The organism is Duganella sp. 1224 (assembly GCF_013408245.1).
Classification (GTDB): Bacteria; Pseudomonadota; Gammaproteobacteria; order Burkholderiales; family Burkholderiaceae_D; genus Rugamonas.
On the sequence record NZ_JACBYS010000001.1, the window covers coordinates 1,628,053 to 1,654,405 of the forward strand.

The 26,353-nt window shown below is 64.8% G+C and carries 21 protein-coding genes; 15 read left to right on the plus strand and 6 right to left on the minus strand.

The genetic code is table 11. From position 1 onward, the window contains the following. From FHW58_RS07290 to FHW58_RS07305, 4 genes are all read left to right on the plus strand, one after another. On the plus strand, positions 1-2,175 hold the full coding sequence (locus FHW58_RS07290) for a UvrD-helicase domain-containing protein (RefSeq protein WP_179672381.1): 2,175 nt from the start codon (positions 1-3) through the stop codon (positions 2,173-2,175). Positions 2,176-2,285: 110 nt separating this feature from the next. Beyond that, on the plus strand, positions 2,286-2,813 hold the full coding sequence (locus tag FHW58_RS07295) for an OmpA family protein (protein WP_179672382.1): 528 nt from the start codon (positions 2,286-2,288) through the stop codon (positions 2,811-2,813). Positions 2,814-2,887: 74 nt separating this feature from the next. Next, complete coding sequence (locus tag FHW58_RS07300; protein ID WP_179672383.1) at positions 2,888-4,213, plus strand: chloride channel protein; 1,326 nt, start codon at positions 2,888-2,890, stop codon at positions 4,211-4,213. Positions 4,214-4,288: 75 nt separating this feature from the next. Further along, positions 4,289-5,728: a catalase gene (locus FHW58_RS07305; protein WP_179672384.1), complete on the plus strand. Its 1,440-nt coding sequence runs from the start codon at positions 4,289-4,291 to the stop codon at positions 5,726-5,728. A 37-nt stretch (positions 5,729-5,765) separates the two neighbouring features. Here FHW58_RS07305 and FHW58_RS07310 read toward each other — a convergent pair whose 3' ends face one another. Further along, positions 5,766-7,202: a SulP family inorganic anion transporter gene (locus FHW58_RS07310; RefSeq protein ID WP_179672385.1), complete on the minus strand. Its 1,437-nt coding sequence runs from the start codon at positions 7,200-7,202 to the stop codon at positions 5,766-5,768. A 169-nt stretch (positions 7,203-7,371) separates the two neighbouring features. On the opposite strand from FHW58_RS07310, the gene FHW58_RS07315 reads away from it, so the two are divergent. Then, entirely contained in the window at positions 7,372-7,599 is a 228-nt protein-coding gene (locus FHW58_RS07315) for a hypothetical protein (protein ID WP_179672386.1), read from the plus strand. Between the two features lie 7 nt (positions 7,600-7,606). Here FHW58_RS07315 and FHW58_RS07320 read toward each other — a convergent pair whose 3' ends face one another. Continuing rightward, positions 7,607-8,356, minus strand: coding sequence for a Crp/Fnr family transcriptional regulator (locus FHW58_RS07320; RefSeq protein WP_179672387.1), 750 nt, complete (start codon positions 8,354-8,356; stop codon positions 7,607-7,609). 213 nt (positions 8,357-8,569) lie between these two features. Between FHW58_RS07320 and FHW58_RS07325 the strand changes: the two genes are divergently transcribed. Further along, positions 8,570-9,406: a transposase gene (locus tag FHW58_RS07325; RefSeq protein ID WP_179672388.1), complete on the plus strand. Its 837-nt coding sequence runs from the start codon at positions 8,570-8,572 to the stop codon at positions 9,404-9,406. Between the two features lie 35 nt (positions 9,407-9,441). On the opposite strand, the gene FHW58_RS07330 is transcribed toward FHW58_RS07325, so the two are convergent. Next, the gene (locus tag FHW58_RS07330) at positions 9,442-11,520 is read right to left on the minus strand and encodes a TonB-dependent siderophore receptor (RefSeq protein WP_179672389.1); all 2,079 of its coding nucleotides are present in this window, start codon (positions 11,518-11,520) and stop codon (positions 9,442-9,444) included. 92 nt (positions 11,521-11,612) lie between these two features. Here FHW58_RS07330 and FHW58_RS07335 point away from each other — a divergent pair, with 92 nt between their 5' ends. The 4 genes from FHW58_RS07335 (at position 11,613) to FHW58_RS07350 (ending at position 16,119) form a co-directional block, all read left to right on the plus strand. Further along, positions 11,613-11,972: a DUF2946 domain-containing protein gene (locus tag FHW58_RS07335; RefSeq protein ID WP_179672390.1), complete on the plus strand. Its 360-nt coding sequence runs from the start codon at positions 11,613-11,615 to the stop codon at positions 11,970-11,972. Positions 11,973-12,044: 72 nt separating this feature from the next. Beyond that, positions 12,045-14,324 (plus strand): TonB-dependent receptor, encoded by a 2,280-nt coding sequence (locus tag FHW58_RS07340; protein WP_179672391.1) that lies wholly within the window; start codon positions 12,045-12,047, stop codon positions 14,322-14,324. A 108-nt stretch (positions 14,325-14,432) separates the two neighbouring features. After that, on the plus strand, positions 14,433-15,638 hold the full coding sequence (gene hmpA, locus FHW58_RS07345; RefSeq protein ID WP_179672392.1) for an NO-inducible flavohemoprotein: 1,206 nt from the start codon (positions 14,433-14,435) through the stop codon (positions 15,636-15,638). Next, positions 15,580-16,119: an alpha/beta hydrolase gene (locus FHW58_RS07350; RefSeq protein ID WP_179672393.1), complete on the plus strand. Its 540-nt coding sequence runs from the start codon at positions 15,580-15,582 to the stop codon at positions 16,117-16,119. The genes hmpA and FHW58_RS07350 overlap by 59 nt, the downstream gene beginning before the upstream one ends. 21 nt (positions 16,120-16,140) lie before the next feature. On the opposite strand, the gene FHW58_RS07355 is transcribed toward FHW58_RS07350, so the two are convergent. Together FHW58_RS07355 and FHW58_RS07360 are read right to left on the minus strand one after the other, a co-directional pair. Continuing rightward, entirely contained in the window at positions 16,141-18,117 is a 1,977-nt protein-coding gene (locus tag FHW58_RS07355; RefSeq protein ID WP_179672394.1) for a TonB-dependent receptor, read from the minus strand. A gap of 92 nt (positions 18,118-18,209) precedes the next feature. Further along, positions 18,210-18,551, minus strand: a complete 342-nt coding sequence (locus tag FHW58_RS07360) for a hypothetical protein (protein WP_179672395.1) — start codon at positions 18,549-18,551, stop codon at positions 18,210-18,212. A gap of 44 nt (positions 18,552-18,595) precedes the next feature. On the opposite strand from FHW58_RS07360, the gene FHW58_RS07365 reads away from it, so the two are divergent. From FHW58_RS07365 to FHW58_RS07375, 3 genes are all read left to right on the plus strand, one after another. Beyond that, a complete protein-coding gene (locus tag FHW58_RS07365; protein ID WP_179672396.1) occupies positions 18,596-19,027 on the plus strand; it encodes a Fur family transcriptional regulator in 432 nt (143 codons plus the stop codon). A gap of 90 nt (positions 19,028-19,117) precedes the next feature. Beyond that, a complete protein-coding gene (locus FHW58_RS07370) occupies positions 19,118-20,266 on the plus strand; it encodes a GTP-binding protein (protein WP_179672397.1) in 1,149 nt (382 codons plus the stop codon). Between the two features lie 17 nt (positions 20,267-20,283). Then, complete coding sequence (locus FHW58_RS07375) at positions 20,284-21,414, plus strand: esterase-like activity of phytase family protein (RefSeq protein WP_179672398.1); 1,131 nt, start codon at positions 20,284-20,286, stop codon at positions 21,412-21,414. On the opposite strand, the gene FHW58_RS07380 is transcribed toward FHW58_RS07375, so the two are convergent. Further along, positions 21,319-22,647: an ATP-dependent DNA helicase RecQ gene (locus FHW58_RS07380; protein ID WP_179672399.1), complete on the minus strand. Its 1,329-nt coding sequence runs from the start codon at positions 22,645-22,647 to the stop codon at positions 21,319-21,321. The two genes, FHW58_RS07375 and FHW58_RS07380, sit on opposite strands and share 96 nt — an antisense overlap. Positions 22,648-22,730: 83 nt before the next feature. Here FHW58_RS07380 and FHW58_RS07385 point away from each other — a divergent pair, with 83 nt between their 5' ends. Next, the gene (locus FHW58_RS07385; RefSeq protein WP_179672400.1) at positions 22,731-23,063 is read left to right on the plus strand and encodes a PilZ domain-containing protein; all 333 of its coding nucleotides are present in this window, start codon (positions 22,731-22,733) and stop codon (positions 23,061-23,063) included. Positions 23,064-23,146: 83 nt separating this feature from the next. Further along, on the plus strand, positions 23,147-26,353 hold the full coding sequence (locus FHW58_RS07390; protein ID WP_179672401.1) for an efflux RND transporter permease subunit: 3,207 nt from the start codon (positions 23,147-23,149) through the stop codon (positions 26,351-26,353).

Sequence of the window (26,353 nt, forward strand, 5' to 3'; positions counted from 1 at the left end):
ATGAACCCGACCAATCCACCCCGCTTCACGCCGCAAGGCCTGATCCCCACCGCTGAACAGACCGCCATCCAGCTGGCGCAGAACAAGGTGGTGCTGGTGGACGCCAACGCCGGCGCCGCCAAGACCACCACGCTGGCGCTGCGCATCGGCGAGGCGCTGGCGCGCAAGCTGGCGCCGGAACAGATCCTGGCGCTGACCTTCACCCCGGAAGCGCGCGAGGTGCTGCGCCGCCGCCTGCTGGAGGTGGGCGTGCCGCAGACGCTGGCCGAGCGCGTGGCGGTGCTGACCTTCGAGGACTTCGCGGCCTGGATGATGGACCTGGCCGACAACGACGACGTGCGCCAGTGCCGCGACCTGCGCGCACTGAAAGACCACGCGCTGCACGCCATCGACCGCACCGGCGAGCGCTACGCCGGCCGCGTCGACGGCCTGGAGCTGCACACCCACAGCCTGGCGCTGAGCCAGTTCCTGGAGGTGCAGCAGAACCTCAAGGCCACGATGGCGCTGGACGCCGACGTCGAATTCCTCGGCCACGAGGAGGCCGCCGAGCTGCTGGGCGTGCCGCTGACCGACTACCTGATCACGCTGGAATACGAGGCCATGCGGCTGGACGGCGGCGCCGGCGCGGTGTTCCGCGGCCCGTTCGACGCCAGCTACGACCTGGCCTGCAATCTGCACGGCGGCGCCCGCCTGGCCGAACAGTTCCACGACTACCGGCTGGTGCTGTGCGACGAGCTGCACGACCTCAACGAGGCCTCATTCCGCATCCTGGAGGCGCTGATCGACCGCCCGCAATGCTTCTTCGTCGGCGCCGGCGACAAGGACCAGGTGATCTTCGCCAAGCTGGGCGCCAGCGACGAGTTCCTCAACCGCCGCTTCGCCGAGCGCTTCCCCAAGCTGGCGCGCTATCCGCTGACGCAGACCTGGCGCCACGGCCCGCACCTGGCCTATGCCATGGCCGAGTTCAAGCAAAAACGCGTGGAATCGGCGCTGCCGCTGCGCACCGAGCTGCAGCACGCCCACTACGCTGACGCCGCCGACTGCGCCCAGCGCGTGGTGGCCGCCGTGCGCCAGTGGAAGGCGGACGGCCACAGCTACGACGGCTGCGCCATCCTGCTGCGCGACCGCCACCAGTCGATGGCCATCGAGAACGCGCTGATCGAGGCCGACATCGACTACCGCACGCCGCCCATGGCCGGCTATCTGCAGCGCGACGAGATCCTGTTCCTGCGCGGCCTGCTGGCCATTGCCCTGCGCGATTTCGCCACCGTCAAGTCCGAGCAGGTGCGCGTGGCCATCGTCGACGCGCTGGTGGCCTTCAGCGAAATGCGGTTCTCCGCCCGCAGCATGGACAACTTCAAGCAGCAGATCCTCAAAAGCCCGGACCTGCTGGGCGAGCTGTTCCTGATCGAGGACGAGCGCCGCGACGGCGTCGAACCGGGCTACCGCGACGTTGCCAGCGCCGCCACCAAGCGCGCCGTGATCGACGCGCTGGCCTGGCTGGCGACGGTCGACACCGGCGCGCCGGCCGCCGCCGTGCTGACCGAATTGTGCGAGCGGGTGCAACTGGCCGCCACCGCGCGCCGCATCTTCGTGCGCGCCTACGACGCCGGCGTCATCAACAAGTCGATCGCCAGCCTGCTGGCTGCGGCGGCCGCGTCCGGGCAAAGCCTGCGCGAGTTCTGGAACGCGGTCAACGCGCGCGAAGCCTTCATCCGCCGCAAGCGCGACCGCAAGTCGGTGCTGATCGAATGCGCCGGCAACGCCAAGGGCAAGGAATTTGAACACGTCATCCTGCCCTTCCTGGAGGAAGGGGAATTCCCCCACCCTTCGCAGCCGCGGCGCGAAGAGGAAAATCTGTTCTATGTGGCGGCGACCCGCGCCCGCGCGCGGCTGACGCTGGTGTCGCCGGCCGACGCGGCGGCCCGCAGCAGCTTCCTGGCGCAGATGCGACTGCCCAAATCTTCAGCAGCGGCCGAGGCTGCCTTGGAACGCAATGCGCGCAACGAGCGAGCCTCGGTGGCCGCGCCGGTCACGCGTCATTACCTGACCGCCGGTTTCCAGGACAAGGATCAGGTCAAGGCGCTGGGCGCCAAGTTCGATATCGCGCGCCGCGCCTGGTATATCGAAAGCAATATGGATATCACGCCATTTTTAGCTTGGATGAAAAAATAATGCAAGAGACCAATATTTCCAAGGGAAACCCTTATATAATACTGGTCGCGGGCTGCGGAACAGCCTCACACACCATGTCCCTCCAACAAAACTAAATCGGGAGTATTTCGATGAAAGCTAAAACCAATATCCTGCTGGCAGCCTGCACCATCGCTCTGCTGAGCGCTTGCTCGACCCCAGCACCAGCCCCTGCGCCAGCACCGGCGCCAGCCCCTGCTCCGGCACCAGCGCCGGCGCCAGTGGCCGCCCCAGCACCGGCGCCTGCACCAGCACCGCTGCCAGCCTACCTGGACCCAAACAGCTCGATCTACAAAAACCGTAGCGTCTACTTCGACTTCGACAAGTACACCGTCAAGCCGGAATTCGACGCCCTGGTTGCCGACCACGCCAAGTTCCTGGCCGCCAACCCGAACGTCTCGATCAAAGTCGAAGGCAACACCGACGACCGCGGCGGCGCCGAGTACAACCTGGCCCTGGGCCAGAAGCGCGCTCAAGCCCTGATCACCGCCCTGAAAGTACAAGGCGTGAAAGACAGCCAGATGGAAGCCATCAGCTACGGCAAGGAAAAAACCACCGGCACCGACGACGCGGCCCGCGCGCACGACCGTCGTGACGACATCGTCTACCCAAGCAAATAATCGCTTAAGTAAACTGATGTAAGATACAACGCCCGGCCCCCACAGCCGGGCGTTTTTCATTTTCCGACCAGCCCATGAAGCCTGCGCACGACATCCGCAACACCTTCCGCAAAGAATTCAGCGACTGGCGCGTGTGGCGCGCGCGGGTGCTGGTGGTGGCCTTTGCCGCGCTGGCCGGGCTGGCCGTGGTTGGCTTCAGCGCGGTATCGGAATACGCGTTTGCGCGGTTCTTCAGCATGTACCAGGCGGTCTGGTGGTCGCCGCTGCTGTGGACGCCGCTGTGCACCGCCGCCATCGTCTGGATGACGCGGCGTTACGCGGCCGGCGCCGGCGGCTCCGGCATTCCGCAAGTGATGGCGGCGCTGGAACCGGTCACCGCGCCGGACAAGCAAGGCTTGTTCGTGTCGCTCAGGCTCAGCATCGCCAAGGTGCTGCTGACCACCTGGGGTCTGCTGGCCGGGCTGTCGCTGGGGCGCGAAGGCCCGTCGGTGCAGGTGGCGGCCGGCGTCATGCTGACGGCGCGCCGCTGGCTGCCGGAGCGCAGCGGCGTCAGCGCGCACGGCCTGCTGGTGGCCGGCGGCGCGGCCGGCATCGCCGCCGCCTTCAACACGCCGCTGGGCGGCATCATGTTCGCCATCGAGGAGCTGTCGCGCACGCCGGAGCAGCGCCGCAGCGGCCTGCTGATGGCGGCCATCGTGCTGGCCGGGCTGATGGGCGTATCGATCAACGGCAACGGCACGTACTTCGGCCTGATTCACGCCACCGGCATCGACACCGCGCTGATCGTGCCGGGCCTGATCGTGGCGCTGGCCAGCGGCCTGGCCGGCGGCCTGTTCTCGCGCCTGCTGCTGGCGTCGCTGAGCGGCCCGCCGCGCGACTGGTTCAGCCGCGCGCGGCTGCGCAAGCCGGTGCTGTTTGCCGCCGGCTGCGGGCTGGCGGTGGCGGCCATCGGCCTGTATTCGGGCGGCGCCGTGTTCGGCAGCAGCTCCGACCACACGCGCGAGATGCTGGCCGGCGCCGAGCATGAGCCGGGCATTTTCTTCTTCCTCAAATTCATCGCCACCTGGCTGACCGCGTGGTCCGGCGTGCCGGCCGGGATCTTCGCGCCGTCGCTGGCGATCGGCGCCGCGCTCGGCAACGATATCGCGCTGCTGCTGCACTATCCGCACGCCGCCGCGCTGATCGCGCTGGGCATGGTGGGCTTCCTGGCGGCGGCGACGCAGGCGCCGCTGACCTCCTTCATCATCGTCATGGAAATGGTCGACGGCCACGCCATGGTGCTGAGCCTGATGGCGTGCGCGATGGTGGCGCGCACCGTGTCGCACGTGCTCAGTCCCCCGCTGTATCCGAATCTGGCGCAGGCGCAGTTGCTGCGTTTGCCCCAGGCGTCCTCTCCCTAAAGAGAGCGGCGCAAACAAGCTGTAGTCGTTATGCTGGAAGTTTCCATTCATCCCATTCAGGCGAAGGAAGTTTCAATGAAAAATCTCACTACCGCTGCCGGCGCCCCCGTCGTCGACAATCAAAACACCCAGACCGCCGGCCCGCGCGGCCCGGTTCTGCTGCAGGATGTATGGCACCTGGAAAAGCTGGCGCACTTTGCACGCGAAGTGATACCGGAGCGCCGCATGCACGCCAAGGGCTCCGGCGCCCACGGCACCTTCACCGTCACGCACGACATCAGCAAGTATACGCGCGCCGCGCTGTTCTCGGAAGTCGGCAAGCAAACCGACATCTTCATGCGCTTCTCCACCGTGGCCGGTGAACGCGGCGCGGCCGACGCCGAGCGCGACATCCGCGGCTTCGCAGTCAAGTTCTACACCGAGCAAGGCAACTGGGACGTGGTCGGCAACAACACGCCGGTGTTCTTCTTCCGCGACCCGCTCAAGTTCCCCGACCTGAACCACGTGGTCAAGCGCGACCCGAAGACCAACCTGCGCAGCGCCGAAAACAACTGGGACTTCTGGACCCTGCTGCCGGAAGCGCTGCACCAGGTCACCATCGTCATGAGCGACCGCGGCATTCCGAAGGGCTACCGCCACATGCACGGTTTCGGCAGCCACACCTACTCGTTCATCAACGCCGCCAATGAGCGCTTCTGGGTCAAGTTCCACTTCGTCTCGCAGCAAGGCATCGAGAACCTGAGCGACGCCGAGGCGGCCGCGCTGGTGGGCGTCGACCGCGAAAGCTCGCAGCGCGACCTGTTCGACGCCATCGAGCGCAAGGAATTCCCGCGCTGGAAACTGGCGGTGCAGATCATGCCGGAAGCCGACGCCTCCAAAGTGCCGTACCACCCGTTCGACCTGACCAAGGTGTGGCCGAAGGGCGACTACCCGCTGATCGACGTCGGCATCCTGGAGCTGAACCGCAATCCGGAAAACTACTTCGCTGAAGTCGAGCAGTCGGCCTTCTCGCCGGCCAATGTGGTGCCGGGCGTGGGCTTCTCGCCGGACAAGATGCTGCAATCGCGCCTGTTCTCGTACGGCGACGCGGCCCGCTACCGCCTGGGCGTGAACCACCACCAGATTCCGGTCAACGCGCCGAAGTGCCCGTTCCACAGCTACCACCGCGACGGCGCCATGCGCATCACGCCGAACGGCGGCGGCCAGACGCCGTATGAGCCGAACAGCCGCGGCGAATGGCAGGAAAGCCCGCAGTTCAAGGAACCGCCGCTGTCGCTGGAAGGCGCCGCCGACCACTGGAACCACCGGGTGGACACCGACTACTACTCGCAGCCGGGCAATCTGTTCCGCCTGCTGACCGACGAGAAGAAGAAGCTGCTGTTTGAAAACACCGCGCGCGCGATCCATGGCGTGTCGAAGCCGGTGCAGGAACGTCACATCTACAACTGCACCCAGGCCGATCCGGCCTATGGCGCCGGCGTCGCCGCCGCCATCGCCGCGCTGGAAGGCAAGTAACACCGGCCCGACGAGGCGGACTTTTGCAGCCGCCTCGTCACACCATCGCCATCACGCCCGAGCGCCGCAGCAGCGTTTCGCAGCGTTGCGACAGGTGCAGCACCCGCAACGTCTTGCCGGCCTTGGCATAGCGCTCGCTCAGGGCGGCCACCGCCACCAGCGCCGAGTGATCGGCCAGCCGCAGGTGACGGCAATCCAGCGTCACCGATGATGGATCCCCCTGCGCATCGAACAGCGCGTGGAACTGCGTAATCGACGCAAAGAACAGCGTGCCATGCGGCGTATAGGTTTTGACGCCATCGCCCTGCGCCACGTTGGCGCGGATGTCACGCGCATGGCGCCAGGCGAAACTCAAGGCCGCGATCACAATCCCGCACAGCACCGCCGTCGCCAGATCGGTGGCCACGGTGATCGCCGTCACCGCCACGATCAGCAGCGCGTCATGACGCGGCACCTTGCCCAGCACCTGCAGGGAACTCCAGGCGAAAGTCTGCTGCGCCACCACGAACATCACGCCCACCAACGCCGCCAGCGGAATGCGCTCGATCAGCGGCGACAAGAACAGGATGAACAGCAAAATCATGATGCCCGCGACCGCGCCCGACACCCGCGTACGGCCGCCGGAACTCAGATTGATCATGGTCTGGCCGATCATCGCGCACCCGCCCATGCCGCCGAACAGGCCGGACGCCACGTTGGCCGCGCCCAGCGCCACGCATTCACGATTCGGCAAACCGCGCGTTTCGGTGATGTCATCGGTGAGGTTAAAGGTCAGCAGCGTTTCCAGCAGGCCCACCACCGCCATCAGCAGCGCGTAAGGACATACGATGCGTACGGTCTCCAGCGTCATCGGCACGTCCGGCAGCGCGAACGCCGGCAGCCCGCCGGCGATATGCGCCATATCGCCGAGTGTGCGCACCGGCAAGCCCAGCGTCGCCGACAGCACGCCGACTCCCGCGATGGCCACCAGTGCCGGCGGCAGGGCCCTGGTCAGGCGCGGCAACAGGTAAACGACCACCATCGTCAGCCCCACCAGCGCGCCCATCCACGCCAGCGTCGCGCCGCGCAGCCACGCGCCATCAACCTTAAAGTGCTGCAATTGCGACCAGGCGATGACGATCGCCAGGCCATTGACGAAGCCGAGCATCACCGGATGCGGCACCATCGTCACCAGCTTGCCCATGCGCAGCACGCCGAACAGCAGCATGATTGCGCCGCTCAATATCACTGTGGCAAGAAAATACTGCAGCCCATGCTGGGCCACCAGGGCCACGATGACCACCGCCATCGAGCCGGCGGCACCGGAAATCATGCCCGGACGGCCGCCAAACAGCGCCGTGACGGTGCAAATAAAGAAAGCGCCGTACAGGCCGGTGAGTGGATTGAGATGCGCAACCAGCGCAAAAGCGATGCATTCAGGAACCAACGCGAACGACGTGGTCAGCCCCGCCAAGGCATTTTTGGAGAAATTCATCAGGGAAAGTAAGCCGGAAGACGGCGATGCGAAAAAGCAACAGGCGTGTATTTTACACGCCTGGGAGATTACTCATCGTTATGGGTGAAGTGGCGCACATTCAAAACCGGGCGGGCGCAGGCACAATGGCAATGCATTTCCGATCAACCCAAGCCAGTCACACTACGCCATGACTACTTTGCTCTCCGCCAGCTACGCCCTGCAACGTCAAAAAATTGCTGTGGAACGAACGCTGTATGCCCGTTCGGCCGAAGAATCCCAGCTGGCGGCCCGTTGGGCCAGCGCCTGGCACAAGCTGGTGCAGCGCAAGCTGGATCAGGATCTGGCGGCAAGGATGCCGGCGCGGGCGGATTTCGGCGGCTTCCTGATCAACCCGCCGTCCCGCGTCCTCCACTAATTCCCTCTCAAGCCGCGTAACGCTGCGCCGCCGTTGCCGAGTTGCCGACGCGGCCCTGGTAGCAGCTGCCGGCGCGGCGTTCCATGCCATCCCGATCCAGCACGGTCACCAGGCCGCGGCGGTAAGTAATCAAGCCTTCCTGGGCCAGCTTGCCAGCCGCGCCGGTGATGCTCTCGCGGCGCACGCCCAGCATGTTGGCGATCATCTCCTGCGTCACCTTCAGCTCGTTGGAGAGCGAACGGTCCAGGCGTTCCAGCAGCCAGCGGCACAGTTTCTGCTCGATGCTGGTGTGACGGCTGCCGGCCACGCTTTGCGCCAGCTGGGCGAACATGGCGCTGGTGTAGCGCATCAGTTGCTGGGCCAGCGGGCCGCCGGTGTAGAACACTTCGCGCAGCACCGAGGTTTTCAGGCGATAGCCATAGCCGGCGGTCTGCACGACGGCGGCATAGCTGGCGCGCTCGGTCGGATGCAGCGCCACGCCGACCACACCTTCACGCCCCACCACGGCGATCTCGGTGGTGGCGCCGTCCTCCATCACATATTGCAGCGAGACGATGGCGTTGGTTGGGAAATAGGTGTACTCGACGGCGTCGCCGAAGTCGAACAGATGCTTACCTTCCGGCAACGTCACCAGTTCCAGATCGCCGAACAGCGCGAGCAGATCCTCGCGCGACAGGGCGCGGAGCAAGTCGTTCTGCTGAGCGCCGATCAGGCTGATTTGCGGTGCGGCGGCTGGGGTGGTGTGCAGTGCGTTCATAGTAAGCCTCGTGATAATGTGTCTGTCGTTGATGTAGACACTATATCCAGCGGCCTAATCCGACGGTATAGGAGCACCTTGTAGTCCTATGTAGGCTGCGAACATTGCAAAATGTCATCTTAGTCCTACGCCAACTCCGGGGTCAGGTCCTCCATTTCTACACGAGCTGATCTGGGACAAACTGTAATTGGACTGATGCGCTACGCTCGGTGAATGACTCGTCCACTCAGACTGGAATTTCCCGGCGCGCTCTATCACGTCACCAGCCGCGGTGACCGGAAAGCGCTTATCTATTACGATGACACCGACCGCGCCGTATGGCTGCAAACTTTGAAACAGGTGTGTGAGCGATTCCACTTCGCGATCTATGCGTTTTGCCAGATGGGCAATCACTACCACATCCTGGTGGAAACACTGGACGGTCATCTGGCGCAGGGGATGCGACAACTCAACGGCATCTATTCTCAATACTTCAACCGCCGTCACGGCCTGGTCGGCCACGTTTTTCAAGGCCGCTACAAGGCGATTCTGGTCGACAAGGAAAGCTACCTGCTTGAACTGACCAGATATATCGTCCTCAACCCAGTCCGGGCCCGCTTGGTAAAGCTACCGGAAGACTGGCGCTGGAGCAGTTACCACCTCACCTTGAGCGACACGCCGCCTCCAGATTGGCTGGCAATCACGCCGTTGCTCACACGCTTCCATCCGTCAATGCCGAACGCCAAAGAGGCCTTCCGCCAGTTCGTTCACGCGCGGATTGATTGCCCATCGCCGCTGATCAACACCGTCCATCAACTGATTCTCGGGGATGAGGCATTCCAGCAGCAGTTTCAACGCCCGACCACCCAACCTCAGGCCGGCATACCCAAATCACAACGCAGCGCCCTCGCCCCGCCGCTGAGTGCGTACAGTCACACTCACGCCAGCCGGGACGACGCGATCGCGGCAGCCTACGGCACCCACGCCTACACGCTCAGCGAAATTGCCCGCCACTTCGGCGTGTCCCTCACAACGGCCAGCCGCGCGGTGAAAAAAGCGGCTAAACCGTAGAGCTCGTGTAGAAATGGAGGACCTGACCCCGGAGTTTAGTAGGTGAGGCGGAGCTGGAGGTAGCCGGTGCGCGGGGCGCCGGCCATGCGGCCGGCGTTGCCGTCGACGTTGCGGGTGTAGTAGCGCTTGTCGGCGATGTTGTTGACGCCGGCCGCCACTTCGTAGCCGCGCCCTTTCCATGACAGGTTGGCGTTCCACAGGCGGAAGCCGGGGATCTGGCCGACGCCGCCGTTGGCCGCTTCCGCCACCGTGTTGGCGGTGTCGGAGTATTGCCTGGTCTGGTGCGTGGTCGACAGGTTGGCCGTCCAGGCGCCCACCCGGTAGCGCGCGCCCAGCGTGTCGGTGGTGCGCGAGTAGAACGGCACGTCCAACCCCGCCGTCGCGCCCGATTCCTGGATGGCCTTGGTGTAGGTGTAGTTGGCGTAGACGTTCAGCCCGGCCAGCGGGCCGGCTTCGTCAAACGTGTAGTCGGCGGCGGTTTCGATGCCATCGTGGTTGGTGGCGCCGATGTTCTGGAACGTCGCCGGCGTGATGCCGGGCACTTGCACGATCTGGTTGTCGAATTTGAGCTTGAACACGGTGGCCTCGGCGCTCACCGCACCGCTCTTCCAGCGCGCGCCCAACTCGGCCGTTTTGGCCAGCTCCGGTTTTAGCGGATTGGCAGGTGTTTGCGAATTCAACTGCGTGTTCTGCACCGGACCAAACGAGGTGGTGTAGTTGGCGAACACCGTCAGCGCCGGATGCAGCAGGTAGGCCACGTTGAGCGACGGCAGCGCCTTGGTGTTGTCGGTGTCGAAGCTCGCCTTGGCGGCCAGGTCGTTGCGGGTCGACGAGATCTGCTCGTAACGCACGCCCGGCGTGATGCGCCACTGGCCCAGCGCGATGCGGTCGTCGATGTAGGCCGCGTGCGCGTCGGTGCTGTTGACGAAGGTGCTGGTGGCGCCGTTCAGGCCGGTCGCCACCGTCTGCAGGTAGTTGTTGTCGTCGCCGCGCTCGCGCAGAAAGCGGTAGCCGACCGTGACGTCGTGCGTCATGCCGCCGGCGTTGAAGCGCTGCGTGTAGCGCGGTTCGATGCCCAGCACCTGGTAGTTGCGCGGCTGCCAGGTGATCTGCGTTTTGGCGTTGTTGATCAGCGCGCTCTGGCGGAAGCTTTCGTTGTAGTAGGCCTTGATCTCGACTTCCTGCGTGGCCGAGAGGGTGTTCAGGTAGCCGACGTCGACGCCATGGCGGTCGCCGCTCCAGAAGTCGGTCGGGCGCGTGTTCTGGAACGGGTCGGCCTTGTATTGCGCCACCGTCAGGCCGCCCGGCGTGCGCGACAGCACGTCGTAGTAGGACACCTTGCCGTACAGCTCGCTGTGGTTGTTCAGCGGGTAGCGGAACTTCAGCGCGACGTCGTTGACGCGCTCGTCGCTGCCCTGGCGCCATTCCGAGCCTTCCATGCCCGAGTACAGCAGCGCGACGCCAAGACCGTTGCTGGCGGTGCCGCCGACGAAGGCGCTGTACTGGCGGTTGCTGCGGCCCTCGCCGAAGCTGTTGTAACGGACGTTGGCGTCGCCATGGATGCCGTCGCCGTCGGGGATGGCGCGGCTGCGGAAGTTGATGATGCCGCCGACGTTCTGCGGGCCGTAGCGCACCGCGCCGCCGCCGCGCACCACGTCGATCGATTCAATATTGTTGAGGCTGACCGGGGCGAACGACAGCTGCGGCTGGCCGTACGGCGCCACCGCCAGCGGAATGCCGTCCAGCAGCACGGTCGACCGCGGCGAGTAACGCCCGGTCAGTCCCCGGATGCCGATGTTGAGCGAGATGGCGCTGCCGGCCGTGCCCGAGTTGTCGGTCGACTGGACGCCGGGGATGCGGCGCAGCACGTCGCCGATGTTGGCAGCGCCGGTGTCGTCGATGTCTTCCTTGCTGACCACGGTCCGCGCGCCGGCGAAATTCTTCACACTGTTCTGCAGGCCGGAGCCGAGCCAGCTGCCCGACACCTGGATGGTTTCCATCGGCGCGTCGTCGGTTTGCTGGGCGTGCAGCGCGAGCGGCGCCGTCAGCAGGGATACCGCGGCGGCCAACGCGGTCAGTTTGAATGGCGCTACGTGCAGGGACAATTGAGGCATGGGAGCAATATTGACGAATCTAAAACGAGCGGAATGATAACAGTTCTCATTCACAATAGCCAGATTTTCGCGTGCTGGTTTATAATTGCCGGATGTTCAAGTCCGCCAAACGCCAAGTGCTGCACATCTGGATCGCCATGCTGGCCGTCCTGTTTGCCGCGCTGGCGCCGACCGTGTCACATGCGCTGGCGGCCACCACCAGCGCCGCGCTGGCGGAAATGTGTACCGTCGATAGCGGCGCCAAGAAGGCGCCGACCAACGTCATGCACGGCATGGAGCATTGCGCCTATTGCGCGCTGCAGGCGTCCACGCCGGCTTTGCCGCCTTCTCCCGTGCATGGTTTCGCCGTCATCGGCGGCCATGACCTGTATCCCCCGCTGTTCTACACCGCGCCGCAGCCGCTGCATCCATGGCGCGCCGCCAGCCCACGCGGGCCGCCCGCCCTTTCCTGATCGTTAGTCCGTCATTTCCGCCATTCCCGCTCGCGAGGATGGCGGCCATCATTACGCATCATCAGGAATAGCATGAACACCACCATGTCTCCCCTGGCAGTGGCGCTGCTTGCCGCCTTTGCCGCTCAGGTCCACGCCGAAGACGGCGTGCCGCTGCATCAACTGGGCACCGTGACCATCACCGGCAACCGCCCTACTTCGCTGCCAACGCAAATTCCCACCACCATTGAGGGCATCACCAAAGAGGACATCGAGCGCGATATCAACGCCACCGATGCCGAGGACGCGCTCAAATACCTGCCCAGTCTCCTGGTGCGCAAGCGCTACATCGGCGACTACAACCACGCCGTGCTGTCCACGCGCGCTTCCGGCACCGGCAACAGCGCGCGCTCGATGGTGTATGCGGACGGTATCTTGCTGTCCAATTATCTCGGCAACGGCGCCACGTTTGCGCCGCGCTGGGGCATGGTCAGCCCCGAGGAAATCGAACGCGTCGATGTGCTGTATGGGCCTTTCTCGGCGGCGTACGGCGGCAACTCGGTCGGCGCCGTGGTCGATTACGTCACGCGCATGCCGACCCGCTTCGAAGCCCACGCCAAGCTGACGCTGACGCACCAGCCCTTCAAACTGTACGGCACCAATGACCGCTACGACGGCAAGCAAGGCAGTTTTTCGCTGGGCGACCGCCAGGGCGCGTGGTCGTGGTGGCTGGCGTTGAACCGCACCGACAGCGAAGGACAGCCGCTGACCTTCCCCACGCGCGCGGCCGGCGCGTCGTCACTGAGCAGCGCCGGCACGCCGGTGAGCGGCGCGGTGGCGGGCCTGGACCGCACCAACAGTCCCTGGTATCTGCTGGGCGCGGCCACGCAATATCACACCGTGCAGGATCAGTTGAAGGCCAAGCTGGCGGTCGATTTTTCGCCGACCATGCGCGCCACCTACACCTTCGGCTTGTGGCGCAATGCGTCGGAGGGCCGCCCGACCAGCTATCTGCGCGATGCGGCCGGCCAGCCGGTGTACAGCGGCACCGTCAACGTCAGCGGGCACGCGTACACGCTGACGCCAACCGATTTCAACGTCTCCAACGAAGACCTGCGGCATGTCATGCATGGCCTCACGCTAAAGACCAACACCAGGGGCGTGTTCGACTGGGAAATCGCCGCCAGTCTGTATGACTACGACAAGGACCGACTGCGCGCTGCGACCACCGTGACGATGCCGGCATCGCTGAACGGCGGCGCCGGACGCCTGGTCAATCAGGGCGGCACCGGCTGGAATACCCTGGCGGCCAAGGGCGTGTGGCGCCCGGATGCGGCGCATATCGCGGAATTCGGCTACCAGCGCGAGGCTTACAAGTTAAGCAGCACCGAGTCGCCTGTCGCGGATTGGATCAGCGGTACGCCGGTCAGCGCGCCAACTTCGCGCTTTGCCGGCAAGACGGAGATCAACAGCCTGTATGCGCAGGACACCTGGAAGTTCGCGCCGCAATGGAAGACCGTTCTGGGCGCGCGCTTCGAGCACTGGCATGCGCACGACGGCGTGACCGCCAACGCGCTGAATGCGGCGGCGCACGCGGAACGCACGGAGCATTATGTCTCGCCGAAAGCGGCGCTGGCGTACCAGGCCAGCGAAGACTGGGTGTTGAAGGCGTCGCTGGGCCGCGCGGTGCGCATGCCGACGGTGTCGGAGCTGTATCAGGGCGGCCTGAATGCCGCCGGCCAGCTGACCAACAACGATCCTAAGCTCAAGCCGGAAAAGTCGTGGACCACGGAGCTCAGCGGCGAGCGCAAGCTGGATGGCGGCTACCTGCGCCTGACCGCCTTCGGCGAACGTACCGCCGACGCGCTGTATTCGCAGACCAATGTGCTGGTGCTCCCGCTGGTGACGAATATCCAGAACGTGGACCTGATCCGCACCAAGGGGCTGGAGGTTTCGTATGGCGCCAGCGACGTGCTGCTGCGCGGCCTGGAGCTGAGTTCCAGCCTGACGTGGACCGATTCGAAGATCATCCGCAACGACAAGGCGCCCAGCAGCGTGGGCAAGTGGCAGCCGCGCATTCCCGCGTGGCGCGCCACCGGCGTGGCCACGTACGCGGTCAATGACAAGCTGTCGATGACGCTGGCGGCGCGCTACAGCGGCAAGCAGTATTCAACGCTGGATAATTCGGACGTCAACGGCTTTGCCTATCAGGGGGCCAGCAAGTACTTCACCGCCGATGCGCGCCTGCGCTATCGCTTTAACGCGCAGTGGAGCATGGCGCTGGGTGTGGACAATCTGAATAACTACCAGTACTGGAACTTCCACCCTTATCCGCAACGCACCTACGTCGCTGAACTGAAGTTCGATCTCTAAACCTTGAACCGCGGCGCCGCCGGATTTTTCCGGTGGCGCCTGCTGCGCATTTAAACATTCATATGATATACTTGTTTACGTCATCAATTCCCTACGACAGAGATCATCATGCTTAGCACCGAACACAAAGCCATCATCAGCGCAACCGTTCCGATTCTGGAAGAAGGCGGCGAAGCCCTGACCCGCCACTTCTACCAGTCGATGTTCCGCGATTATCCGCACGTGAAGCCGCTGTTCAATCAAGCCAACCAGCATGACGGCCATCAGCAGCGCGCGCTGGCCAATGCGGTGCTCATGTATGCGAAGAATATCGAGAAGCTGGAGAATCTGGGTCCGCTGGTGGCGACGATCGTGCACAAGCACGTGTCCTTGCAGATCCTGCCGGAGCATTATCCCGTCGTTGGCGCGTCGCTGCTGAAGGCGATCCGCGAGGTGCTGGGCGAACAGGTGGCCACCGACGCGGTGATTGCAGCCTGGGGCGCGGCCTATGGCCAACTGGCCGATATCCTGATGGGCGCCGAGGAAAGCGTCTATCAGCAAAACGAGCGGGCCGAGGGCGGCTGGCGTGGCGCGCGTGCCTTCAAGGTCCGCGCCCGGACGGTGGAAAGCGATGAGATCACCTCCTTCGTGCTGGTGCCCGCCGATGGCGGCAAGGTGGTGGCACACCAGCCGGGCCAGTACATCGGTATTCAGGTCGATGTGAACGGCGAGCCGCATCGCCGCCAGTATTCGCTGTCCGAGACGGCGAATGGCGTCAGCTACCGCATCAGCGTGAAGCGCGAGCCGGGTGGCCTGGTGTCCAACTTCCTGCACGATCAGCTGCAGGTGGGCGACAGCGTCGATCTGTTCCCGCCATCCGGCGACTTTGTGCTGACCGATAGCGACAAGCCGCTGGTGCTGATCAGCGGTGGCGTCGGCATCACCCCCACGCTGGCCATGCTGACGGCGGCGCTGGCGACCGGGCGTGCGATCCACTTCATTCACGCGGCGCGTCACGCCGGTGTGCACGCCTTCCGCGAGCATATCGATGCGCTGGCGGCCAGTCATCCGCAACTGCGGCGCTACTACTGCTACGAGTCGGCAGATGCCCATGGACCGCAGCCGCATGCCACCGGTTACCTGAATCCGCGGCAGCTGTCCGCATGGCTGCCGCAGACGCGCGATGTGGACGCCTACTTCCTCGGCCCCACCCCGTTCATGAAGGCGATCAAGTCGCACCTGGCGGAACTGGGCGTGCCGCCGTCGCAAACGCACTATGAGTTCTTCGGCCCTGCCGAAGCCCTGGCGCTGGATACGCAACGCGGGCCACAATAGGGCGCTGGTGATCGCAACGCCGGGCAGCAGCGTCAAGGCGCAGATCGGCGCCAACTACGCGGCAAGGCTGGCCAACCTGGGCTTCGTGACGCTGGCCTTTGACCCTTCCTACCAGGGACAAAGCGAGGGCGAGCCGCGCGATCAGGAAAATCCTGCGGCGCGCGTCGAGGACATTCGCTGCGCGGCGCATTTTCTGATGACGCTGCCGTTCGTGGCGGAAGATAGCCTGGGCTTAGTGGGCGTCTGCGCGGGCGGCGGCTACGCGGCCAGCGCCGCGTCGACCGACCATCGGTTCAAGGCGCTTGGCACGGCACAAGCGATGGGCGTGGCCGACCGCGACCTGCTCGACGCGATCGACTACTACCGCACGCCACGCGGGTACAACGCACATTCCACCAATCGGCGCTATTTCACCAGTCTCGGCCCGATGCTGGGGTTTGATGCATTCCAACTGGCCAGTTTCCGGGCCCATTTGAGCTAGTGGCGCACCGGATATCCGCCATCAGAACTTGGCGCGCACACCGAATACCACGTTACGGCCTGGCAGCGGCGCGATGTCCTTCAGCACCGAGGTCGAGACGCGGATTTCTTCGTTGGTCAGGTTTTTCGCCAGCAGGAACCAGGTCAGGTCATAGCCGTCCACCTTCTGCGTATAAGACACATTGGCGTTCAGCTGGTTGTAAGCTGGGGTGTCGGTGGTTTCGAACGACGCCAGACGGTCCTGCGACTGCGCGTGCACCAGCGACAGGCCGGCACGCCACGCGCCCATCTTGTATGCGGTGCTGACGCCGATGCGGTTGGCCGGCTGCAGCGGCAGGCTGCCGCCGCGATCGAGCTTGCCGCGCGAGGTGTCCGCGAACACGCGGCCGGACCAGCCGGCGCCGGTCGGGTTGTATTCCAGCTCTGCCTCGGCGCCCTGGATGGTGGCGTCGGCCTGCTCGAAAATGCGTTCGCGCAGCTCGTCGCCCGGGTTGCCCTCCTCGTCCAGCAGGTTGCCGGTGATGTGGCCATAGATGAAGTCACTGACCTTGTTGCGGAAGACGTTGGCCTTCCAGCGCATCAGGCCCGTGGTCTTCTGCACATTCAGCTCGATATTGCGCGAGGTCTCCTTCTTGAAGTCGGCGTTGCCGATGTCGAAGGTGGCGGTGGCGTCGTGCGGGCCGCTGGAGTAAAGTTCCTCGGTCGATGGCGCGCGCTGCGCGTAGGACAGCGTGGCACCGATCGCGTAGCCCGGCACGAACGGCCACAGCCCCCCCACCGATGCCGATTGCAGATTGAACGAGCGCTTCACGCCCGTCACCGGCTCGCGCTTGACGCGCTCTACGCGGCCGCCGGCGTTGAACCTGACCGGGCCGAAGTCGGTTTCCTCGACCAGGAAGGCGGCATTCGAGGTCGAATGCGTGACCGGCACGGTATCCGGGCCGCCTTCCGCGCTCAGGGCGGAGAAGTTGGTGTTCTCGGTCTGCACGCCGAAGGTGCCATGCCAGCCGGCCACCGGCTTGTGCGTCAGTTCGAAACGCGTCTCGGTCGCGTGGTTCTTGAACAGCACTTCCGGCGCGCCATCCTCGCCGATTTCGGCATGCTTGTAATCGGTGTAGCCGGCCTTGAACTTGAAGGTTTCAAAGCCCGCGAACGGTGCCTTGACCAGGCTGTCGATGTCGTAGCGGGTCTGCTTCTGGTCGATCTTTGAGCCTTCGTCGCTCGGGATGCCGTAGACGTTGGACAGGCGCGACACCGAGGCGCCGATGAAGCCCCAGCTATCCACCCACGACCCGCCAATGCCGCCGGTGCGCTCGCGCGTGTCCGAGTGCGGCAGCCGGCCGCTGGCCGAATCGGGGTCACCCAGCACGCGGTTGCCGGGGATTTTGTAGTCGTCCGCGTTGCGGAAATTGCCGTCGATGTGCCAGGCCATCTTGTCGACCGAGCCGTCGATGGTGCCGGACAGATTGCGGCCGCTGTCCACCGAGCTGGCGCGCGCCTCCACTTGGCCGGTCAGCTTCGGCTCCAGCGCGGTGGGAATGCGCTCGTTGACGACGTTGACCAGGCCGCCGATGGCGCCGGAGCCATACAGCAGCGCCGCCGGCCCGCGCAGGATTTCGATCTGCTGTGCCACCGCGCCCTCCGCCGCCACCGCGTGGTCATTGGACAGGCCGGAGACGTCGGAAACGGCCATGCCGTTTTCCAGCATCTTAACGCGCGCGCCTTCCAGGCCGCGGATGATGGGGCGCGAGGCGCCGGCGCCAAATGCCGATGCCGACACGCCCAGTTCCTGCGACAGCGTCTCGCCCAGCGAGCTGCCGGTCTTGTCGCGCAGCTCGTCGCCGGCCAGCACCTTGGCCGGGGTCAGGATCTGGTCATTCGCGCTGTTGCCGAATGGCGTGGCGGTGACCACCACCTGTTGAACCGCGGCCTGGCCGAAGGCCAGCGTGGAATAGGCGGACAGGATCGCGCTGGCCAGCAGCGTGCGTTGAATCTTCATGTAAAACCTCTAGCAATGTAAGTGACGGCCGCACGGACGCGTGACGAAGCCTTGCGCCCCGCTGCGGCAAAAAATCGGACGGATTTCGGGTGTCAGGCCAGAGGTGGAGCGCGGGAATGGAAGACGCAGGTGGTGCGTTCGCAGGCGGGCAGCGTGGCCGGCACCGTGACCGGGCCGGTGCTGAGGGTGGAGATGGCCAGCGTCAGCGGCGAACTGGTGATGGCGGCAGCCATCTGCGCCACCGACACGCATTCCGCGCACACTTTGTGGACGGCGAGGCGCTTGCGGTGTTCCGCCTGGCCTTCTTCGGTCAGTTGAAGCTCTTGCTGCTCGGCGCCGATCCAGTGCGTATAGATGTGCGCCACCCCGACCTGCTGCGTCAGGAGCAGCAGGAGCGCAAGGAACACGTGCACGAAGGGGCGGCTGTACTTCATGGCCGACATTCTAACCGCATTCGGCACCGTGTTACCATAGCGGGATGCAAACAGATACCGCCGAATCACAAATCCGCGCCACCGGCGCCCGCGTCACCCGCCAGCGCGTGCTGGTGCTGGACTTTTTGCTGGGCCAGAAAAAATCGCTGACCCACCACGAGATCCAGGCCCACCTGGCCAGGACGGCGCACGAGGAACTGGATCCGGTCACGCTGTACCGCGTGCTGGAATGGCTGACCGAGAATGAACTGATCCACCGCATCGCCGGGGCCGACCAGGTATGGCGCTTCAGCGCCGGCGCCGGCCATCACGCGCACGAACATGCGCACTTCCAGTGCACCCGGTGCGAGCAGGTCACCTGCTTTACCGATGTGGCGCTGCCGCGCAAGATCAAGCTGCCGGACGGTTTCCAGACCCAGGAAATCGACTTCCTCATCAAGGGCACCTGCGCCAGCTGCAACCGCAAGCGGTCATAAGCCGACCAATTGACTAACGCAACTTTGTTGCATTTACTGCCGAATCCGCTTAATATGCAACTCGATTGCATTAATGAAGCGAGATTCGTCATGTCCATTCCAGATACCCGCCTGCCCGTCACCGTCCTTTCCGGCTTTCTTGGCGCCGGCAAAACCACCCTGCTCAACCACGTCCTCGCCAACCGCGAAGGCCTGCGGGTGGCAGTCATCGTCAACGACATGAGCGAGGTGAATATCGACGCCAGCCTGCTACGCGACGGCAGCAGCAACGCCGGCGCGGCCCTTTCGCGCACCGAGGAGAAAATGGTCGAAATGAGCAATGGCTGCATCTGCTGCACCTTGCGCGAAGACCTGCTGCTGGAGGTGCGCCAGCTGGCCGCCGAGGGCCGCTTCGACTATCTGCTGATCGAGTCGACCGGCGTGGGCGAGCCGATGCCGGTGGCCGCCACCTTCGATTTCGAGGACGAGCATGGCCGCTCGCTCAACCAGGTGGCGCGCATCGACACGATGGTGACGGTGGTCGACGCCCTCAATCTGCTGGCCGACTACAACAGCACCGACTTCCTGGCGCAGCGTGGCGAAACCGCCGGCGAGGATGACGACCGTTCGCTGGCCGGCCTGCTGTCCGAGCAGATCGAATTTGCCGACGTGGTGGTGATCAGCAAAACCGATCTGGTGTCGCTGACGCAGTTGGGCGAGGTGCGCGCGGTGATCAAGGCGCTCAATCCGGGCGCCGCCATCGTGTCTGCGGAACGCGGCAATGTGCCGTTGCATCAGATACTCGGCACCGGCAAGTTCGATCTGGGGAAGGCCAGCGAAATGGCCGGCTGGGCGCGCGAGCTGGCCGGCGAGCACGCGCCGGAAACCGACGAATACGGCATTGCCAGCTTTGTGCTGCGCGAGCCGCGCGCCCTGCATCCGCAGCGCTTCAGCCGCTTCCTCGATCACGCCTTCCCCGGCCTGCTGCGCGCCAAGGGCTATCTGTGGCTGGCCACGCGGCCGGAGTGGGCGGTGGTGTATTCACGGGCCGGCAGGATCGCCTCGGTGGAGCCGGTCGGCCGCTGGGCCGAGCCCTACGACGAGCGCTTCAACGAAGTGGTGTTCATCGGCCAGAACCTCGACCGCGCCGCGATTGAGGAGGCATTCGCTTACTGCGTGCTGACCGACGCCGAACACGCCGCCGGCGAAGCGGCATGGCGGAATTACGCCGATCCCTTCCCGCAATGGTACGTGGAGTGATGATATGATGCGCGTCCATGAAAAAGACCCTCCTCACCCTCGCCTGCGCGCTGTCGCTGGGCGGCTGCGCGCAACTGCACGTCCGCCAGCCTGACACCATCTCCAGCCTGCGTTTCATCGGCGAGCAACGCCTGCCCTACCGCATGCAGTACGCCGGCACCATGGTTGGCGGCCTGTCCGGCATCGATTACGATGCCACCCGCGACGAATGGGTGATGATCAGCGACGACCGTTCGCAACACAATCCGGCGCGCTACTACCGCGCCAGGCTGGCGTTCGACCAGCACACCTTCCAATCGGTGCAGCTGACCGGCGTAAGCCTGCTGCAGCAGCCGGATGGCAGCGTCTATCCGTCGAAGGAGGCGTACAGGGAAGGCCACGGCGTGGTGCCGGACCTGGAAACCCTGCGCGTCGATCCGCGCGACGGCAGCATCTGGTACGCCAGCGAGGGCGACGTCAAACTGGGCCTCGATCCCTTTGTACGCCACGCACGACGCGACGGCGGCTTCCTGTCCGAACTGCCGCTGCCGCCGCTGTTCACGGTATCGAAGGAGCGCCTGTCCGGCCCGCGCGACAACCAGGCGTTTGAAGGACTGAGTTTCGCGCCGGACGGCCGCACGCTGTGGGTCTCGCTGGAAGGCCCGATGTACCAGGATGGCCCGGAGCCGGATCCGACGCACGGCGCGGTCAACCGCATCACCCATTTCGGCCGCGACGGCGAGGTGCTGGGGCAGTACGCCTATCCGCTGGACGCCATCCCCGCCAGGCCGGGCAAGGGCAAGGCCGCCGACAACGGCATCTCGGAGATGCTGGCGCTGAGCGATACCCGCATGCTGACGCTGGAACGCGCCGCCGTGCAGGCTGACGATGGCAGCTACAAGACGTATGTGCGCATTTACGAGGTGGATGCCGCCGGCGCCACCGACGTGCAGCACCTGCCGACGCTGAAAGGCGCGCGCTTCACGCCGATGACAAAGCGGCTGGTGCTGGACCTGAGCAGCGTCGGCCTGCCCATCATCGATAACCTGGAAGGGATCGCGTTCGGCCCGCGCCTAGCCAACGGCCACGCCAGCCTGGTGCTGGTCTCGGACGACAACTTCAGCAAGTCCCAGGTGACCCAGTTCCTGCTGTTCGAGGTGCTCCCCTGATATCGCCGGCGGCGACAGGCAGTTATCGCAACGGCAGCACTTCTCAAAACCGGGCACCGGATCGCCGAAATAGTCCAGCAGCAGCTTCCAGCGGCAAAAGCCGCTCTGCGCGTAGGAAATCATGCGCTCCAGCTTTTCGCGGTCGAGTTCATGCTTCTCGTCCGGCGCCTTGCTCTTCATGAGGAAGAACTTTTGCAGGCGCGTGTCGTCGTGGTAGTACAGCAGCGTGCATTCGGCGTCCTCGCCATCGCGGCCGGCGCGGCCGGACTCCTGGTAGTAGGCTTCCAGATTGCCGGGCACCTGCAGGTGAATGACAAAGCGCGTGTCGGTTTTGTCGATGCCCATGCCGAAGGCGTTGGTGGCCACCATGACGCGGCGCTCGCCGTTCATGAACAGGTTCTGGTTCTCGCTGCGCTCGGCCGCCTTTAAGCGGCCGTGATAGATGGTGACGCTTTCGCCGGCCTCGCGCAGCAGCTGATACGCCTCGTTGACCGCCTTGACGGTGGCGGCGTAGACAATGCCGACGCCCGGCGTGTCGCGTACCAGGTCCAGCAAGGTGGTGGTTTTCTCTTCGGGATTGGTGACCTGCCGCACCCGGTACTGCAGATTGGGGCGGTAAATCCCGGTGTTCACCACGCGCATGCGCGGACGCCCAAGCTGGGCGCGGATATCGGCGATGACGTCGTCGGTAGCGGTTGCGGTCAAGGCCAGCACCTGTGGCTTGCCGAGCTTTTCCAGCACGGCGCCAATCTCCAGATAGGCCGGCCGGAAGTCGTGCCCCCACTGGGAGATGCAGTGCGCCTCGTCGATGACCACCAGCGCGATGGCCGCCTGCCGCAGCAGTTCCTGGAATTCAGGCGTGGCGAGGCGCTCGGGGGTGCAGAACACCACGTCCTTGCCGGCTTTTTCGATCGATTCCAGCGCTTCCAGCTCCTCGGCGCGCGACAAGCTGCTGTTGACTTGCGTCGCGCTGGCGATGCCCGCCTCCTCCAGCCGCTCCGCCTGGTCCTTCATCAGGGAGATCAGCGGCGAAACCACCACCGTCATGCCGTCGAGCAGACGCGCGGGCAGTTGGTAGCACAGCGATTTGCCGCTGCCGGTGGGCATGACGGCCAGGGTGTCGCGGCCAGCCAGCACGCTGTCGATCACGCGGCGTTGGCCGTCGCGCAGGGATTCAATGCCGAACACCTTGCGCAGCAGCTTCGTTATCTGTTTGTCGGGCGATGTAGTCATTCTTTCAGGGTAGAGAAAAACATATCGCCGGTATGTGCGCGGTCGCACTATACTATCGCTTTTCGCGGCTATCCCAAACAACGATGGACCCCAGAAGAGAGCATGTACGGCGCCTGTTGCAAGTGGACGCCTATCTCACCGACATACACGGACAGCATACCCAACCGGCGCAGATCATCGATATTTCGCGCATGGGCGTGGCGTTCGTGAGCGACCAGGCCATGCCGGCCGATGAACAATTTGTACTGAATTTCTGCTTCCCCGGCAGCGCGATCCGCAACGAGATCACGCTGACGGTGGTCCATAGCCATCCGGTTGGCACCCATGGCCGCTACCGCAGCGGCGCGCGCTTCATGGCCATCTCCGAAGCCTGCGCCGACCGCATAGTCGATTACGTCACCACCGCCCCCGCCTGACCCCTGCCAAACGGAAGTTGTCGCCGCGCCGGTTCGAGCGCATTGTAGCGTCCATAGCATTTTCCATATGTGGGCATACAGTTATGTGGATCGTACAAATCGCCTTGCGGCGGCCCTACACCTTCATTGTGATGGCGCTGCTCATCCTGTTGTCGACACCCTTGGTGCTGTCCAAGATGGCGACCGACATCCTGCCGGAAATTGACATTCCCGTCATCAGCGTCATCTGGCAGTACAACGGCCTGTCCGCCGAGGAGATGGGGCACCGCATCGCCTCCACCACGGAGCGCAGCCTGACCACCACCGTCAACGACATCGCGCACATCGAGTCGCAGTCGCTGGCCGGTTCCACCATCGTCAAGATTTTCTTCCAGCCGAACGCCAATATCCAGACCGCGCTGGCGCAGGTGGTGGCGGTGGAACAGGCGCAGCTCAAGCAGCTGCCGCCGGGCGTGCAGCCGCCGCTAATCATCAAGTACTCGGCGTCCAGCATCCCGGTGATCCAGCTTGGCCTGTCCAGCAGCAGCATGACCGAGCAGTCGATGTTCGACACGGCGGTCAACTTCCTGCGGCCGCAGCTGATCACCATCCCGGGCGCCTCGGTGCCCTACCCTTACGGCGGCAAATCGCGCCTGGTGTCGGTGGACCTGGACACGCGCGCGCTGGCCGCCAAGGGCCTGACGCCGACCGACGTCACCAACGCCATCAGCGTGCAGAACCTGACGCTGCCGTCCGGCACCGCCAAGCTGGGCGCCACCGAGTACAACGTCAGCCTGAATGGCTCGCCGGACACCATCGCCGGCCTGAATCAGATTCCGGTGCTGAACAAGAATGGCGCGGTCACCTACCTGTCCGAAGTGGCGCACGTGCGCGACGGCTTCTCGCCGCAGACCAATATCGTGCGCCAGAACGGCGAACGCGGGGTGCTGTTGTCGGTACTGAGCAACGGCGGCGCCTCGACGCTGGACATCGTCAACTCGCTCAAGGCGCTGCTGCCACAAGCCATGCAGACCTTGCCCAAGGAGCTGAAGATCACGCCGCTGTTCGACCAGTCGCTGTTCGTCAAGGCCGCCGTCTCCGGCGTGATCCGCGAGGCGCTGATCGCCGCACTGCTGACTGCCGCCATGATCCTGATCTTCCTCGGCAACTGGCGCAGCACCCTGATCATCGCGGTGTCCATCCCGCTGTCCATCCTGTCGTCGATCATGATGCTGTTCGCGCTGGGCGAAACCATCAACATCATGACGCTGGGCGGGCTGGCGCTGGCGGTCGGCATCCTGGTGGACGACGCCACCGTCACCATCGAAAACATCGAGCGCCATATGCACCAGGGCTCGGACCTGTACACCGCCATCTCGGAGGGCGCCGGCGAAATCGCGGTGCCGGCGCTGGTGTCCACGCTGTGCATCTGCATCGTGTTCGTGCCGATGTTCTTCCTGACCGGCGTGGCGCGCTACCTGTTCGTGCCGCTGGCGCAGGCGGTGGTGTTTGCGATGATCGCTTCCTACATCCTGTCGCGCACCCTGGTGCCGACGCTGGTCATGCTGATGATGGGCCACGCCCACCAGGCCGCCGGCGGCAAGCCCAATCTGCTGCAGCGCGCCTACGAGCGCTTCAACGCCGGCTTCGAGCGCTTCCGCGGCGCCTACGTGGTGGTGCTGTCGTCGCTGCTGACGCACCGCCGCCGTTTCGGGCTGTCGTTCATCCTGTTCTGCGTGCTGTCGCTTGGGCTGGTGTTCACGCTGGGCCGCGACTTCTTCCCGTCGGTGGACGCGGGCCAGATCCGGCTGCACATGCGCATGCCGACCGGCACCCGCATCGAGGAAACCGCGCGCACCGTGGACGAGGTGGAAAAAGTCATCCGCACCGTGATTCCGCAGCGCGACCTGCAGACCATCCTCGACAACTTGGGCACGCCCTACTCGGCCATCAATCTCTCGTACAGCAACGCCGGCACCATCGGCACGCTGGACGCCGAGATCCTGCTGTCGCTGAACGCCGACCACGCGCCGTCGCAGGGCTATATCGACCAGTTGCGGCGCGCGCTGCCCAAGCAGTTCCCCGGCGTGGAGTTCTTCTTCCAGCCGGCCGATATCGTCACGCAGATCCTCAATTTCGGCCAGCCGGCGGCGGTGGACATCCAGATCGCCGGCAAGGATGTGGCCAGCAATTACCAGATCGCCTCGGAGCTGATGAAGAAGGTCAAGCAGGTGCCGGGCACGGTCGACGTGCATATCCAGCAACGCATGGACCTGCCGACGCTGGGCCTGAAAATGGACCGCACGCAGATCAAGCAACTGGGCCTGAATCCGACCGACCTGGCGCAGAACCTGCTGATCACGCTGTCCGGCAGCTCGCAGACGCAGCCGGCGTTCTGGCTCAATCCGGCCAACGGCGTGGTGTACAACCTGGCGGTGCAGGCGCCCCAGTATCATATCGACGACCTGGACGCGCTGCTGCGCACCCCGGTGCGCGCGGCCGGCACGCCGGGCGGCGCCGGCAACGGCGAGGACGCCAGCCAGCAGCTCAGCAGCCTGGTACAGGTGGTGCCGGCGGTGCAGCAGGCCAACGTCTCGCACTACAACCTGACGCCGGTGATCGACATCTACGTCAGCGTCGAAGGCCGCGACCTCGGCTCCACCGCCGCCGACATCAACACGCTGGTGAAAGATGCGCGCGCCCATCTGCCGCGCGGCAGCAAGATCGACGTGCGCGGCCAGGTGGAGACCATGCAGTCGTCGTTCACCGGCCTGGGCATCGGCCTGGCGATGGCGATCGTGCTGGTGTACCTGCTGATCGTGGTGAACTTCCAGTCGTGGGTGGACGCCTTCATCATCATCACCGCCCTGCCGGCGGCGCTGGCGGGCATCGTCTGGATGCTGTTCCTGACGCGCACCACGCTGAGCGTGCCGGCGCTGACCGGGGCCATCATGACGATGGGCGTGGCCACCTCCAACTCGATCCTGATGGTGTCGTTCGCGCGCCAGCAGCTCGATGCCGGCGTGTCGGCGCTGTCGGCGGCGCTGGAGGCCGGCACCACGCGCATCCGGCCGGTGCTGATGACGGCGCTGGCCATGATCATCGGCATGGTGCCGATGGCCATCGGCTTCGGCGAAGGCGCCGAGCAGAACGCGCCGCTGGGCCGCGCCGTGATCGGCGGCCTGCTGTTCGCCACCGTTTCGACGCTGTTGTTTGTGCCGGTGGTATTCGCCACCGTGCACCGTTATTTTGAACAGCGTGCCGGCCGCGCCGCGCACGCCATGCCTGCTGTCGCTGAAGGGAACACTTGA